General features: G+C 47.9%; 15 protein-coding genes and 2 other annotated features. Of the genes, 3 read left to right on the top strand and 12 right to left on the bottom strand.

Annotation, left to right across the window (positions count from 1 at the left end):
- Nucleotides 1–37: 37 nt before the first annotated feature.
- From tatC to MHH52_RS05035, 5 genes are all read right to left on the bottom strand, one after another.
- Nucleotides 38–805: a twin-arginine translocase subunit TatC gene (gene tatC / locus MHH52_RS05055; protein WP_340007031.1), complete on the bottom strand. Its 768-nt coding sequence runs from the start codon at nucleotides 803–805 to the stop codon at nucleotides 38–40.
- A gap of 150 nt (nucleotides 806–955) precedes the next feature.
- Nucleotides 956–1,198, bottom strand: coding sequence for a twin-arginine translocase TatA/TatE family subunit (locus MHH52_RS05050; protein WP_042185275.1), 243 nt, complete (start codon nucleotides 1,196–1,198; stop codon nucleotides 956–958).
- A 137-nt stretch (nucleotides 1,199–1,335) separates the two neighbouring features.
- Nucleotides 1,336–1,821: a MogA/MoaB family molybdenum cofactor biosynthesis protein gene (locus MHH52_RS05045; RefSeq protein ID WP_038586695.1), complete on the bottom strand. Its 486-nt coding sequence runs from the start codon at nucleotides 1,819–1,821 to the stop codon at nucleotides 1,336–1,338.
- 79 nt (nucleotides 1,822–1,900) lie between these two features.
- Nucleotides 1,901–2,374: a cyclic pyranopterin monophosphate synthase MoaC gene (moaC, locus tag MHH52_RS05040; RefSeq protein ID WP_340007029.1), complete on the bottom strand. Its 474-nt coding sequence runs from the start codon at nucleotides 2,372–2,374 to the stop codon at nucleotides 1,901–1,903.
- A 3-nt stretch (nucleotides 2,375–2,377) separates the two neighbouring features.
- Entirely contained in the window at nucleotides 2,378–3,013 is a 636-nt protein-coding gene (locus MHH52_RS05035; protein ID WP_340007028.1) for a 5-formyltetrahydrofolate cyclo-ligase, read from the bottom strand.
- Between the two features lie 244 nt (nucleotides 3,014–3,257).
- Here MHH52_RS05035 and MHH52_RS05030 point away from each other — a divergent pair, with 244 nt between their 5' ends.
- Nucleotides 3,258–5,198: an ABC-F family ATP-binding cassette domain-containing protein gene (locus MHH52_RS05030; RefSeq protein WP_340007026.1), complete on the top strand. Its 1,941-nt coding sequence runs from the start codon at nucleotides 3,258–3,260 to the stop codon at nucleotides 5,196–5,198.
- Nucleotides 5,199–5,604: 406 nt separating this feature from the next.
- Here the strand turns inward: MHH52_RS05030 and MHH52_RS05025 are convergent, their stop codons facing one another.
- The 7 genes from MHH52_RS05025 to MHH52_RS04995 form a co-directional block, all read right to left on the bottom strand.
- Nucleotides 5,605–7,140, bottom strand: coding sequence for a 2-isopropylmalate synthase (locus tag MHH52_RS05025; RefSeq protein WP_340007024.1), 1,536 nt, complete (start codon nucleotides 7,138–7,140; stop codon nucleotides 5,605–5,607).
- A 238-nt stretch (nucleotides 7,141–7,378) separates the two neighbouring features.
- Nucleotides 7,379–7,658, bottom strand: a binding site (T-box leader).
- Nucleotides 7,659–7,710: 52 nt separating this feature from the next.
- Nucleotides 7,711–8,006 (bottom strand) — a binding site (T-box leader).
- 42 nt (nucleotides 8,007–8,048) lie between these two features.
- Nucleotides 8,049–9,098, bottom strand: a complete 1,050-nt coding sequence (tsaD, locus tag MHH52_RS05020; RefSeq protein WP_313638404.1) for a tRNA (adenosine(37)-N6)-threonylcarbamoyltransferase complex transferase subunit TsaD — start codon at nucleotides 9,096–9,098, stop codon at nucleotides 8,049–8,051.
- A 1-nt stretch (nucleotide 9,099) separates the two neighbouring features.
- The gene (gene rimI / locus MHH52_RS05015; RefSeq protein ID WP_313638405.1) at nucleotides 9,100–9,618 is read right to left on the bottom strand and encodes a ribosomal protein S18-alanine N-acetyltransferase; all 519 of its coding nucleotides are present in this window, start codon (nucleotides 9,616–9,618) and stop codon (nucleotides 9,100–9,102) included.
- Nucleotides 9,615–10,448 (bottom strand): tRNA (adenosine(37)-N6)-threonylcarbamoyltransferase complex dimerization subunit type 1 TsaB, encoded by an 834-nt coding sequence (gene tsaB, locus MHH52_RS05010; protein ID WP_313638406.1) that lies wholly within the window; start codon nucleotides 10,446–10,448, stop codon nucleotides 9,615–9,617. The genes rimI and tsaB overlap by 4 nt, the downstream gene beginning before the upstream one ends.
- Before the next feature lie 5 nt (nucleotides 10,449–10,453).
- Nucleotides 10,454–10,891, bottom strand: a complete 438-nt coding sequence (gene tsaE, locus MHH52_RS05005) for a tRNA (adenosine(37)-N6)-threonylcarbamoyltransferase complex ATPase subunit type 1 TsaE (RefSeq protein ID WP_340009496.1) — start codon at nucleotides 10,889–10,891, stop codon at nucleotides 10,454–10,456.
- A gap of 258 nt (nucleotides 10,892–11,149) precedes the next feature.
- A complete protein-coding gene (locus tag MHH52_RS05000) occupies nucleotides 11,150–11,335 on the bottom strand; it encodes an H-type small acid-soluble spore protein (protein WP_313638407.1) in 186 nt (61 codons plus the stop codon).
- A gap of 31 nt (nucleotides 11,336–11,366) precedes the next feature.
- On the bottom strand, nucleotides 11,367–11,537 hold the full coding sequence (locus MHH52_RS04995; protein ID WP_313638408.1) for a hypothetical protein: 171 nt from the start codon (nucleotides 11,535–11,537) through the stop codon (nucleotides 11,367–11,369).
- A 139-nt stretch (nucleotides 11,538–11,676) separates the two neighbouring features.
- Here MHH52_RS04995 and MHH52_RS04990 point away from each other — a divergent pair, with 139 nt between their 5' ends.
- Nucleotides 11,677–12,648, top strand: coding sequence for a Ku protein (locus MHH52_RS04990; RefSeq protein ID WP_340007021.1), 972 nt, complete (start codon nucleotides 11,677–11,679; stop codon nucleotides 12,646–12,648).
- A 12-nt stretch (nucleotides 12,649–12,660) separates the two neighbouring features.
- On the top strand, nucleotides 12,661–13,617 hold the full coding sequence (locus tag MHH52_RS04985) for a DNA ligase (protein ID WP_340007019.1): 957 nt from the start codon (nucleotides 12,661–12,663) through the stop codon (nucleotides 13,615–13,617).
- The last annotated feature ends 13 nt before the right edge of the window (nucleotides 13,618–13,630 follow it).

Below are 13,630 nucleotides of genomic sequence, written 5' to 3'. Positions count from 1 at the left end.
GGTAGAAAAAATCTACTTAGAGACAGCCCTCTTATCATCATTCCTCACTCTTGGTGTACTGAGCCTCTCGCGCCGCATCCGCAGCAAGCTGCTTACGATAGACGAAGGCGGACAAGAATACGCTGAACTCATATAACACGAGCAGTGGAATCGTCACCAGAAAGTCTGAGATGAAATCCGGGGGAGTGATGACTACAGCGATAAAGACAAGCGTGAAATAGGCGTATCGGCGCATTTTACGCAAGCGTATTGGGTTAAGAACTCTCAGTTTGGTCAGAAACATCACCAGCAGCGGGAGCTCAAACAACAACGCCAGGGGTATCACCAGACTGAACATGAAGTTGAAATACTGTGCAATTCCGTAGGTCTCTTCCAACCCCATACTCCGGGTAATAGAGATCGTGAACGAAAGCGCCATTGGAAATACAATATAATAAGCAAAAGAAAGACCCATTAGGAAAAGAACAAAAACATAGGGAACATAACGAAGTGTCGCACTACGCTCTTCCGACCGTAAGCCCGGACTAATAAACGCCCACAACTGGTAAGCAATAAAAGGAACCGAAATGACTAGTGAAACCGCCATAGCGATCTTCATATACATTCCGATACCGTCCCAGAATGAGAACGCATGCAGAACAAAGCCCTGTGCTAGATCTGTACTAATTAAATAATCGTAGATTGGTTTGGCACAGAACAAACCGCCTACCAATCCCAAAATAAATACAATCAGCACATAAATAATCCGTTTACGTAGCTCGGTGAGATGATCCACCACCGACATTTCTTCCGATTCGAGAGACATCCTGACACCATCCCATGACAAGAGTAGAAACGTTACACCGACTTTGTGTCAAGCTGTGCCCGTTTCTGCAGAAAGCAACAAGCAAATTGAAAAAGGGGCGTCTCCTAAGTCTATTAGACTCGAGAGATTGCCCCATTGTTAAACCTTTTATTATTCCGGCAGGCGTTTGTCCTGAGGAATATCTGCAGCGACCGTCTGCGGGGCCGTCGGCACAGGAGCTTCGCTCTTCTTCACCGGATCACCATCACCGATGATTTCACGTGCGCCTTCCTTAAATTCACGGAAGGTTCGTCCAACTGCGCGGCCTAACTCTGGCAGTTTGTTCGGGCCAAAGAGGAGCAGTGCCAGTATAACCAACAAGATAATACCAGGAGTACCAATTCCACTAAACATTATTATTCCTCCTTGTCCGTCTATCCGATCATGGTATCGTTTACGATAATCTAATAATACCATAACTTATGTCACAGTTACATCCACTATCTTCTATAAATAGTTTATCATTGTGACGTGACAAGAATATGACAATGTTATTGGCGGTATTGGCCAGTTACCATGAGTAATGCTTCCGGTAATTGATCCATAATGGCTGCCAAATTCTCATGAACACCCTTCGGTGTGCCCGGTAAGTTGACAATCAACGTGCGTCCACGAATACCACATATCCCGCGGAAAAGCATCACCGCACGGTTCTTTTGCATCACCGTACTTCGCATCGCTTCTGAAAGTCCAGGTACTTCCCGTTCAATAACACGCCGAGTAGCCTCCGGAGTCACATCACGTATCGCTAGATCCGTACCTCCCGTAGTCAACACTAAATCGGCCTGAAAATAATCCGTCAGTTCTATCAAAGCTGCGATAATCTCATCTTGTTCATCGGGAACGATCCGGTATTCAATGATCTCGCCCCCAAGCTCCTCTTCCACCAGCTCCCGAATAACCTGGGCGCTCGTGTCTTCCCGTTCGCCCCTGGCCCCTTTATCGCTGGCCGTTAGGATTGCTGTTTTCCACGCCATAGGTTTGTCCTCCCTCTCTATGTATAATTGGCTGTACAGTGCAGCCCATTTGCTTCAGCGCATCGAACGTTAGCTCTGATCATTGTTCAAGCGCGTAATCTCCATTCTTGCCCCCGCTTTTAGAGACTAAGAACGTTGGTCCGATAATCATGTCCTTCTGAATAGCCTTACACATGTCGTACACCGTAAGTGCTGAGGCAGAAACAGCGGTCAATGCCTCCATTTCAACTCCGGTCTTTCCTGTAGTATGGACTGTTGCTTCTATATAAAGTTCATCTTCGCTGTTATCGGAGAAGCTGATATCAATACCGGTAAGTGGGAGCGGATGGCACATCGGAATCCAGTCAGACGTCTTCTTGGCTGCCATTATCCCAGCAATCTGAGCAACGGCAAGTACGTCTCCCTTACTGATCTTGCCTCCCTTGATGGCGCAAAGTGTCTCAGCAGCCATCTTGATCTTACTCCGCGCGACAGCTGTCCGCTTTGTAATCTCCTTTTCGCTCACATCCACCATACGAGCCCTTCCCTGCTCGTTAAAATGGGTCAATTCCACGGCTCACTCTCCTTTTTGGCAGTGTACTATGCCATTTTCAGTAATCAGCATGTCCATAAAGGCATCATGCTCATCCATGGGCACCTTCGGAACCAGCTGCATGCCATAGGCTAACCCGATCCAAACAGAGGGCTTCCCAGCCGCATACTCTTCCTTCACCCAAGACGCACGCAGTCGATCATAGTATCCTCGGCCGTAACCAAGCCTACCACCCTGAAGATCAAAAGCTAGCCCCGGAACAAACACAACATCTGGTAGTGTAATAACTTCAATATCTTGTGAATCTTTGCCGGATACAATAGGTTCATGGATACCATACGCCCCCGGCTCAAGCTCGCTCCACGCGTTCACCCTATGGACACTCATTTCACCACTTGCTGGAATGACACGCGGCAGCAATACCCTACGCTGGTCCTTCCACGCCTGTGTAATAAGCGCGTTGGTATCGAGTTCAGAGCGGAATGACATATAAGCCATCAGTGAGGCTATATCCTTCGTCTCCAGCCACTCTGACGCATGCTTGCAGACCAGAAAAGACAGTTCCCTTCTCTGGTCCGAGGAGAGCTCGTTTCGGGCGATGGTCTTCTCTGTTCTTAGTTCTTGCTTTACTTTGGAGATCACCGACTCCTTACTTGACATCGTCGGCCACCCCCATATATTTATCCCAAGCTTATCCTTGTTTGTAAATCCAGTTTACCACTCTTCTCCCCGGTTCGCCAAGGTGGAGAGGACTGTGTTTCCCGACTATGTTACTATTCCCTACTTCCGATATATCGAACTCTCGCTTGGGAAACGCTTTTCATGTAAACTATAGAATAAGTTGTTCATACGGCTGAGGTATAAATGCCAAGGCGAAATATGCAAGGGTGGAGGTTTCATCGTTATGCTTCTTCAAGCGACAGGAATTACAAAATCATATGGTATACAGAACGTACTAGACGGCATAAGCCTGCAGGTGAATGAAAAGGAACGTGTTGGACTCGTGGGTGTTAATGGTGCCGGAAAATCAACTTTCCTACAAATTCTGGCCGGTGAAATGTCCTATGACAGCGGTCAAATTCATAAATCAAAAGAAACTACAATCGGGTACTTAGCCCAAAATAGCGGACTGCAATCCGACAAAACCATTCACGAAGAAATGATGGCAGTTTTCGCACCGTTAATCGAAGCCGAAGCTGAGCTAAGAGAGATGGAAGTAAGCATTGCTGATCCTAAGCTGGCAGAAGACCCAAAACGATACGAAGAACTTCTCGAACGCTATGCCCGCCGATCAGATTGGTTCAAGGATCATGGCGGTTATGAAATGAATACACGAATCCGCAGTGTCCTGCACGGCATGGGCTTCGGCGAGTTCCCACCGGATACACCAATTTCCACACTTAGTGGAGGTCAAAAGACGAGACTGGCATTAGCCCGTATTTTGCTTCAGGCTCCGGATCTTCTTATGCTGGATGAGCCGACTAACCATCTGGATATCGAAACATTGACTTGGCTCGAGGATTATCTTCGCAGTTATGCCGGTGGAATTTTGGTTGTATCTCATGACCGTTATTTCCTGGACCGGCTTGTGACTACTATTGTAGAGATCGAGCGTCATCAATCTCGGCGTTATACAGGCAATTACAGCCGGTATGTAGATTTGAAGGCTGCCGAATATGAAGCACGGATGAAGCAGTATGAGAAACAACAGGATGAAATCTCAAGAATGGAAGATTTCGTACAGAAAAATATTGTGCGAGCATCTACCACGAAACGTGCGCAGAGCAGACGCAAAGCGCTTGAGAAAATGGACCGCATTGATCGGCCGATGGGAGATTTGAAGAAAGCTAGCTTCTCCTTCGAGCCAGACTTCATGTCTGGTAAAGAGGTACTACAAGTTCGTAATGTAGCAGTTGCCTTTAATGATGGGCCACCTTTATTTAAGGACGCTTCTTTTGAACTGCGACGGGGAGAAACCGCTGCGCTCATCGGTCCCAATGGTATCGGAAAATCCACACTGCTGCAGTGTATGACCGGAACTCGTGAGCCTTCCGCTGGAACCGTGAATTGGGGCACTAAAGTAAAGGTCGCTTATTATGATCAGGAACAGACCCGCCTCAATCCAAAGAATACAGTAATGGAAGAACTGTGGAGTGAATATCCAATGATTGAGGAAGCCAGAATTCGTACGATCCTAGGCAACTTTCTCTTCAGCGGTGAAGATGTTCTTAAGAAGATCTCTGCTCTGAGCGGCGGCGAAAAAGCGCGAGTTGCGCTATCGAAGCTCATGTTGCGCGGCGCAAATATGCTCATTCTCGATGAGCCAACCAACCATTTGGATTTGATCAGTCGTGAGGTTCTGGAATCAGCTTTAATCGATTTCGAAGGCACTTTGCTCTTCATTTCGCATGACCGTTATTTCCTCAACAAAATGGCTGAACGCGTTCTTGAGCTTCATCCCGAGGGGATCGACCAATACCTCGGCAACTACGATGACTATATCGAGAAAAAACGAGAATTAGAAGAGATCGCGAAAGATGCCGCCGAATTAGCCTCAAAGAACGTTAACAAGGATGCTGTTGTTCCTGAAAAAAACGCTGTTTCCTCCTTCGAAGCGGACAAGCAAGCCAAGCGTGAAGAGCGTAACCGGAAGCGGCGTATCGCTGAGCTTGAGGAGGGTATTGCCTCACTAGAAGAATCGATCGCTTTTATAGAGAATGAAATGACTAAACCTGAAGTTTATCAGGATTATTTAGCACTTCAAGGTCATGAAGAGGACCTGAAGAACAAAAAAACTCAACTTACCGATTTATTTAACGAATGGGAAATCCTTGCTGACGAATAATGTAAATCCACTTCATAAATATTTTTTCACAGTTCCCGATTTGTTCATAATTAGTTATCCACAACTCTATACACAGGTTTCGTGTATAACTTCCTACTAAAAAAGCCCCTTAGGGGCTTTTTTTATGCGTTAAATCGGTATTTTCAATTCCCAGGAATTATTATCCACCGAATTATCCACATTATCCACAATTCCCACAAGGTTTCATTGCTAAAAAAAATGGTTATAAGGCCATTTTAAAAAGTGCCGACATTGCTGATTTTACGCACTTTTTACACAACTCAGACAGAATATGTGGATAACGTTGTCCACAACTTGACAAAAGACGTAATCGCTCCAAGAACCCTTCATTATACGCTAAAAAAGAACCCGCTATCTCTAAATCAGACAGCAGGTACGTCACATATCAAACGATCTGTGTAGAAAGCAGCGCAGCGTTACAGGCTGCAATATAGGCAATCCCTGCCGCCATGATAATATCTTGATGAGTAGCTGTACCTCTAAATTTAAGGCCTTCCCACTCTACCATCACTGCCGCCTCTGCTTGGGCGTTCTCTCCACTTCCGAGTGAATGTAGCTCAAGCCCCGCAAAGTCGATGTCCTCTGAAATCCCTTGCCCAATAGCGGCGATAATGGCCTCAAGCGGACCATCCCCAGTACTGGTATGAGAGGTTTCCTGTCCAGACTTCAAATGGCGAACTGTAACCGCGGCTACCCGGCGCTGGGCACTACCTGCCAATACCTGAACCTCACCCAGTTCATAGACCTGAGCCTGCTGTCCAGTTGTACTGCTCACCATTTGCAGTAGTTGGTCATCACTGACAACCTTTTGACGGTCAGCTGTCTCTTTGAATGATTCATACAGTGCATCCAGCTCTTTAGGCTCTAAGGTAATCCCATACTTCGCCGCCCGGTCCTTCAGCGCATGTCTGCCAGAATGCTTGCCCAGAATGATCATGCTGCGCGGGATACCCAGCCGTTCTGGGTCCATAATCTCATAAGTGCTGCGATCCTTCAGCAAACCATCCTGATGAATTCCAGACTCATGTTGGAAGGCATTTCTTCCGACGACTGGCTTGTTATAGGCGATTGGAAAATGCATCGCTCCGCTAATCAGCCGCGAAGTATCATACAGTTTATCCAGCACAATGCCTGTTTCTGCCCCAATCGCATCGCCGCGGGTTTCGAGTGCCATCACAAGCTCCTCTAGTGCGCAGTTCCCTGTACGTTCACCCACCCCATTAACAGTCACTTCTATTTGAGTCGCTCCTCCAGCAATCGCTGCCAGGCTGTTGGCTACAGCCAGCCCCAAATCGTTATGACAGTGGGCACTATAGCTTACCGTGTCGCCGCGTCTTGCTCCCTGCCGTACTCGCCGGAACATCTCCCCATATTCATGTGGCAATGCGTATCCGACAGTATCCGGCAGATTGATAATAGAGGCTCCTTCCTCAATAACAGCTTCAACCATTTCAATCAGATCATCTATTCCTGTCCGCGCAGCATCCATAGCTGTGAATTCAACTACATCACTAAATTGACGCGCATAAGCAGTCATCTCACGGGCTTTGGCTACGACTTCAGCTCTGCTCATACGCAATTGATGCTGCAAATGAATATCAGAAGAGGAGATGAACAGGTGAATCCGCCGGCGGTCAGCATCTTGGGTTGCCCGGACTGCCGCGTCGATATCCCCTTTAACCGCCCGTGCAAAACCGCATATTTCCACATTTCGTACCTTACGCGAAATCGTCTGTACTGCTGCAAAATCACCAGGGCTCGATATTGGAAATCCAGGTTCCATCACATCAACACCCAGATCTGCGAGCTTATAGGCCAGCAGTATTTTTTGCTCTGGGGTCAGACTTGCACCCGGAGCCTGTTCACCGTCACGCAGTGTCGTATCGAAAATTTGTATACGATTCTTTACTGGAATAATCATCTGAATTCCTCCTGTTTTCCTCTAATTAGATTTCTCACACCCATCTTCTGGTTCAGTGCAGAGCCACACGTCGACTTGTGGTCCTGCCAATATCCCACCCACTGCTGCCGGCAGCTGATACGAATGAATCCTCTGCATCATTTGGAATGTGCAGAATGTTCACTCTTGGTGTCCTATGTAGTCATCAGCTCGTAACCCGATCTGCTTCTACAAGAACGCAAAAACCCGCCGTCTCTAATAAAGAGACGGCGGGTTACCCCTCCGCGGTACCACTCTTTTTGACGCATAGGCTATAAATATTCAAGCCGTTAAGCTGCGCCCAGCTCTTCTTCCCGGGCCATCCTGGTTATGCCAGTATATCCGGAAAGGTCCTATAACGGGGACAGCCGTAGGCAGCGTACTCTTCATTCCGCCGCTCCGCTCCCGGGCGAGATTCAAGAAATCCGGTGACTGCGTCGCACCACCCCGCAGCTCTCTGTTCACCATCGTTCTCTACTACTCCCGTTCCTTGCGTGTTACATATAAGTTACTCACCACTCTAAATCCATACAAAAAAGCCTGCCATCTCATTCAAGAGACGACAGGCTGTTAACCTTCGCGGTACCACTCTTGTTGATGCCCTGTACTGGCTAATTATTGCCGTTCCACTTGAACATCCACTCTACGGTCGAATATGCTAAGTACTCGACCACCCTATCACGGAGGTTACCCGTAGGCGATGTACAGAAGTTCCGACTTGATGCTTGCCGGATATTGCTTCCACCGCTCCGCTCCCAGACGAGTTCAGGTCCCCTTCGACTGCGTCGCACCAACCCGCAGCTCTCTTATCCCGGAGTATCCTTACTACTTCCGCTCATCGCGTTTCCTTGTATAATTGAATTGATTATACTCGCTCGATCAAAAAGATGTCAATAGGCGGATACAGACCATTGTTCTAGTGAGAATCCAGGGTCTGCAACCATATCCAGCGGCGTACCGCCGTCATGCTGCCACTTCACATATGCAGCAGCTCCAATCATAGCTGCATTATCTGTGCAATATACCGGAGGTGGAATAATTAGCTCAATACCCTCTGCTTCACAGCGCGAGATCAATGCCGAGCGCAGTCCAGCATTTGCTGCAACACCACCGCACAACAACAATTGCTTGGAGTTAGTGGATTTAACAGCACGAACCGCCTTCTCCACCAGCACCTCCACCACAGATTCTTGGAACCCACGGGCGATGCCTGCCACATCCGGCGTAAGACCTTTCATTTTGCTCTGATTCACAACATTCAGCACAGCCGACTTCAGGCCACTGAAGCTGAAATCATAAGAATCTGGCTCCAGCCATACTCGTGGCAATGGTACGACTTCAGTCGCCTCGCGCGCTAGACGATCCACATGAGGTCCGCCCGGATAAGGGAATCCAAGCGCCCGTGCCACTTTATCATAAGCTTCGCCTACCGCATCATCACGGGTACGTCCAATAATCCGGAACTCGCCCTCCCTCTCCATATGAACCAGTTCAGTATGTCCGCCGGACACCACTAGTGTCATGCATGGATACTGCAACTCTGCCACTAAACGGTTAGCATAAATATGTCCTGCAATATGATGTGTACCAATTAACGGCTTACCCCATGCGAGGGCAAGACTCTTGGCAGCTACTACCCCGACAAGTAAAGCCCCCACCAAACCTGGGCCTTGCGTAACCGCCACCGCCGACAACTGATCTGGTGTAACCCCTGCTGTAGCGAGTGCTTCCTCTATCACCAGTGTAATTACTTCCACATGCTTACGAGAAGCTACTTCTGGTACCACACCCCCGAAGGCGCGGTGTGTCTCTATCTGACTTGAGATGATGTTGGATAAAACTTCAGAGCCATTTTTGACCACGGCTACCGATGTTTCATCACAACTAGTCTCAATAGCAAGTATTAATACAGGCTGAGCTGCGCCCGTTTCTGTCTTCATTTCAAGTCACGCTTCCTTCCATATTGCCATGCTCCTCGTACTCTGGTAAATCCGCCCACATAATGAGCGCATCCTCACGATTATCGGAATAATATCCTTTGCGTGTGCCGGCAGAACGAAAGCCTTTTTTACGATATAAATTCTGTGCTACCTCGTTCGATACCCTTACCTCAAGCGTAATGGATTTCATGCCTACATAAGACGCTGTCTTCATAAGCTCTTCGAGAAGGCGCTCGCCCCACTTACGTCCACGATAGGCTTCGAGCAAGGCTATATTCGTCACATGCGCCTCATCCACGATGGCCCACATACCGGCATAGCCGATAATACGACCTGCCAGCTCCATGACCATGTATTTTGCAAAATGATTATGTGTCAGCTCGTTTCGAAAAGCTTCCTCCGTCCAAGGCATCGTGAAGGCTTCCCGCTCAATGATAAGAATGTCAGGGATATCCTCCAACTTCATCAAACGAAAAACAAGTTCAGCCTCCTGAACTCTCATTGATTCCGCTTCCGTCATCGTTTCTTTAAGCCCCCTTCTCTGCTCGACCGCAGATTAGCCTCCGCTTCTGTAATCTGAGTATAGTTAGGGATCAAACTATGGATATCATCATTCTCTACCTGCAGCCGCGCTTCTCCAAGAAATCCTGACCAGCGGCCTTCCAGTTCATAAGGAACAGCTATAGAAGTACCAAGTTCCGTCAGTGGGCGAAGCGATTCCTCACTGCCATGTACAGCGGTCTCCCCAACAAACCATAGAACAGCGGGCTTTCGCCCCTCGACTGACGCCTGTTCTAAACGTTCTGCTAAATACTCCACCCAGTCTGTCATCAAGCGGATGGCATCAGGTTCAAGACGGCAGGGTGCACTATCTCCATCAGCGGCGAATAATCCTGTGTACACCTGACCCCGACGTGCATCCATTAGTGGAATGATCCAGTCAGGCCCGTAGCCACTATTCTCATTGGCTTGTCCTAACTCTTCTGGCGCCTTATTCTTGAGAGCCGTTTGATAGCCCCCCCATGCCACTGCATGTAGACTCGAAATACCAACTACCGGGACATTCCATGCCCATGCGAGCGTTTTGGCAGCGGTAACCGCGATACGTGTCCCCGTATAAGATCCAGGACCCACACCAACTGAAATCCCGCCCAGCATAGCAGCAGTAGTTCCCGTAGCTTGCAGCGCCTGCTCTATGATCGGCAGCAAATGCACCGAATGATTCCGTTCTCCGGAAGCATTAATTTCATGCAATAGTTCTCCATCCTCTGTAACTGCCACGCCTAATACTGCAGTTGATGTATCCAGCGCTAAAAGCCGCTTACGCGGCTCTGTATTCTGATTCGTCATATTCCTTAACCCCACTTCTGGATCAGCCCCCGGCAAAGCTCACCATAAGGCTCTCCGATTCCGGTCACCGTAATGATTCTTTCATCCGGCCCGACTGTTTCCATGTATATGTGCATATGCCGCGGCGGCATTAAATCCGTAATAATGCTGCTCCATTCCACCAAGCAAACACCATGCCCGTAGAAATACTCATCTAATCCAAGCTCGTCCGCTTCCTGAAGCGATATCCGATATACATCCATGTGATATAGCGGTAGACGGCCCTCATACTCTTTAATAATAGTAAAAGTAGGACTATTTACGATCCCTTTTACTCCAAGATGACGAGCGTACCTTTGCGAGAATGCCGTTTTTCCTGCGCCCAGATCGCCATCCAAACCGATAACCATCCCTGCCGTAGAAGCAGCGGCTATGGTGCCTGCGAGTAGCTCCGTATCCTGCAGGCTATAAGAACGGTAAGTGAACACCGTTTCGTCTGTTTTGTCCAACAACAACTACCACCTTTTAAAATATACCTGCCGAAAACCATTACTTTTAATTATATCGGTATGGTCCATCCACCGCAACAACTGTCCCTATTCAATCTTCCATGCCACTATGCCCACAATAGAAAAAGAGACCTCTACGCAAAATTAAGCATACAGAGATCTCTTTTATAAAACTGTGATTTAGCTTATCTCAACTCTTCGACTAAGCCCTCGTTAATGATCTTGCTCCTCTAACCGTTCGACGCCTACCGTATGCGTATTGGTTGGTCGAGAGCCTACTTGCACCGTAGCCATTCCGTTCTCTGCATCCACACGCTCAATCCATACGGGTTCTCCATCCAAATGTACACTCACTGTCTCTTTAGAAGCATAAATATCCTGTGCTCGTTTGACATCCACAACTGTTCTCCTCCTTTATTTTCCCTAAAGTTCACGATTCTAGGGGTGACGTGTCTTCGAGGGTTCGTTCCGCATCCAGCTTCTCTGAATCGGATACCTGCCTAGCCTCCGGTGGAGCAATAATGCTGTCCCAATCCACAACTGTCGCTGGAATATCCTGCTCGCTCAGCGCATCGCTCCACTCGTTTCCACGCGGTTCCATGACTAGTATTCTCCTCCTCAGCTTCACAAGCCTGACTTTATATTTTCCCATGCTTCACAAAAAATGCATTCGGCTAGAAAAGCTTCTCGTGTCTCATACTAACCCAATGCAGCTAAACTAATATCAGGAGGCGTTTCTCATGCATACCGTTTGGAAAGGAGCCATTAGCTTCGGACTAGTGCATGTTCCAGTAAAAATGTTCTCCGCTACGGAGGATAAGGATATTTCTCTGCGGTATATCCATAAGGAATGTGGCAGTCCACTGTCGTATGTACGTAAATGTCCGGTGTGTGACAAAGAGGTGGCTTGGGAAGAGATCGGCAAGGGTTATGAGTATGAAAAAGGGAAATTTGTTCTCTTCGAAAAAGAAGAATTGGATCAATTAACCGACGAAAGCAGCAAAAGCATTACCATTCTCGACTTTGTGGACCTGACGGAGATCGATCCGATTTATTTTCAAAAAACCTACTACTTATCCCCGGATCAGGCAGGCACAAATGCTTATCGGCTTCTGATGGAAGCCATGAGGCAAACTGGTAAAATTGGTATCGCCAAAATTTCGATTCGTTCCAAAAGCAGTCTTGCCGCTATTCGTGTGCTGGAGGATTGCCTCGCTATTGAGACCATTTTTTATCCTGATGAGGTGCGGCCGATCTCGCAAGTTCCCGGTCTCCCCGAAGCAGGAGTGGTGAACGATAAAGAGCTGGATATGGCTAAACTGCTAATTTCACAGCTATCCACTCCTTTTGATCCGGCAAAATATACCGACGATTATCGCCAGCGTATGCTTGATCTGATCTCGCACAAAATTGCAGGCGAAGAATTTCATGTTGCGCCTACGAAACAGGAAAGCAATGTAATCGATCTTATGGCTGCGCTGCAGGCTAGTATTCAGGCGGTACAGCATATCCCTACAGATCCAGGTCCTTCATTAAGCGGCACCGCAAAGACCAAGTCCAAAGCGGCTTCTGCTACCAAGAGAAAGTCTCCTAAAACCAAAGCAGCCACACCCGAACCTGCGGAGCAGCTAAACGAAGTGACAGGACCGATTCCAGTCATCGCGCCAAAACCGAAACGCCGCAGCCCGAAAAGTAAAACAACCGTATCTTAGGAGGCACTGCTGATGAAGCTTCAGCCCATTATTCCTTTTGAACCCATACTAGCTGAGCAGCTTCCAGCAGGTAACCAGTGGATCGCCCAGATTAAATGGGATGGCGTACGCATGCTGTCCTATTACGACGGGAACTCCAGTGAGCTTATCAACAGACGCAGAAATTACCGCACAAGGCAATATCCTGAACTTACTGATGTCGCCGCATATTGCAAGGCTGATTCCGTTATTCTAGATGGTGAGATCATTGCGCTTAAGAACGGCAAGCCCTCATTTCACGAGGTCATGCGACGGGACAGCTTAAAGAACAGCTCCACAATTGCAGTCGTTAGGCATCAGGTTCCCGTCATTTATATGATTTTTGATATTCTGTTGTATAATGGCCAGTCGACGATGGACCAGCCATTATCCTCGCGGCAGCAACTCCTGAGCGATATACTGCTGCCGCATCCACATGTTCAGGCCGTACCAAGTTATACCGATCCCGCAGAATTGTTCGTTGCCGCTCAGAACCAGAACTTGGAGGGGATCGTCTGCAAGGACATATACAGTACTTATGCTCCCGGTGGAAAAGATAAGCGCTGGCAGAAACGCAAAATCATTTCTGATATTACGGCAGTAGCCGGGGGTGTAACGTTTCGTGACGGTATCGTCAATGCACTGCTACTTGGTCTATATGACGACAATGAGAATTTGCATTATATCGGACATGCCGGTCCGGGCAAACTAACTGTTCAGGATAAGCGAGACTTAACCGCACTGGTGCACAGTCTAAATATAGACAGAATGCCATTTGCAGCTTTTCCTCAGCGAGGGAAGGGTGCTTTTTGGATCAAACCAGAACTCGTCTTCAAGGTACATTTTCTGGAATGGAATACCTCTGGTACTCTACGTCAACCTGTCACTCAGGCTAGAGTGGATCTTCCACCACAGTTATGCACTATGGAGCAAAAATCCCCATTCCTATAACAGAGAGGAAGTT

The organism is Paenibacillus sp. FSL K6-0276 (assembly GCF_037977235.1).
Lineage (GTDB): Bacteria > Bacillota > Bacilli > Paenibacillales > Paenibacillaceae > Paenibacillus_AQ.
Note: the sequence above shows the minus strand (reverse complement) of the source record. Positions and strands in the feature narration are given on the sequence as shown.

Coding starts and splice junctions, on each gene's coding strand:
- MHH52_RS05025 (WP_340007024.1), bottom strand. CDS start 7,140: ATGATTATTCCAGTAAAGAATCGTATACAAATTTTCGATACGACACTG.
- MHH52_RS04995 (WP_313638408.1), bottom strand. CDS start 11,537: ATGGAACCGCGTGGAAACGAGTGGAGCGATGCGCTGAGCGAGCAGGAT.
- MHH52_RS05050 (WP_042185275.1), bottom strand. CDS start 1,198: ATGTTTAGTGGAATTGGTACTCCTGGTATTATCTTGTTGGTTATACTG.
- MHH52_RS04985 (WP_340007019.1), top strand. CDS start 12,661: ATGAAGCTTCAGCCCATTATTCCTTTTGAACCCATACTAGCTGAGCAG.
- MHH52_RS05045 (WP_038586695.1), bottom strand. CDS start 1,821: ATGGCGTGGAAAACAGCAATCCTAACGGCCAGCGATAAAGGGGCCAGG.
- tsaB (WP_313638406.1), bottom strand. CDS start 10,448: ATGACGAATCAGAATACAGAGCCGCGTAAGCGGCTTTTAGCGCTGGAT.
- MHH52_RS04990 (WP_340007021.1), top strand. CDS start 11,677: ATGCATACCGTTTGGAAAGGAGCCATTAGCTTCGGACTAGTGCATGTT.
- MHH52_RS05030 (WP_340007026.1), top strand. CDS start 3,258: ATGCTTCTTCAAGCGACAGGAATTACAAAATCATATGGTATACAGAAC.
- MHH52_RS05035 (WP_340007028.1), bottom strand. CDS start 3,013: ATGTCAAGTAAGGAGTCGGTGATCTCCAAAGTAAAGCAAGAACTAAGA.
- tatC (WP_340007031.1), bottom strand. CDS start 805: ATGTCTCTCGAATCGGAAGAAATGTCGGTGGTGGATCATCTCACCGAG.
- tsaD (WP_313638404.1), bottom strand. CDS start 9,098: ATGAAGACAGAAACGGGCGCAGCTCAGCCTGTATTAATACTTGCTATT.
- rimI (WP_313638405.1), bottom strand. CDS start 9,618: ATGACGGAAGCGGAATCAATGAGAGTTCAGGAGGCTGAACTTGTTTTT.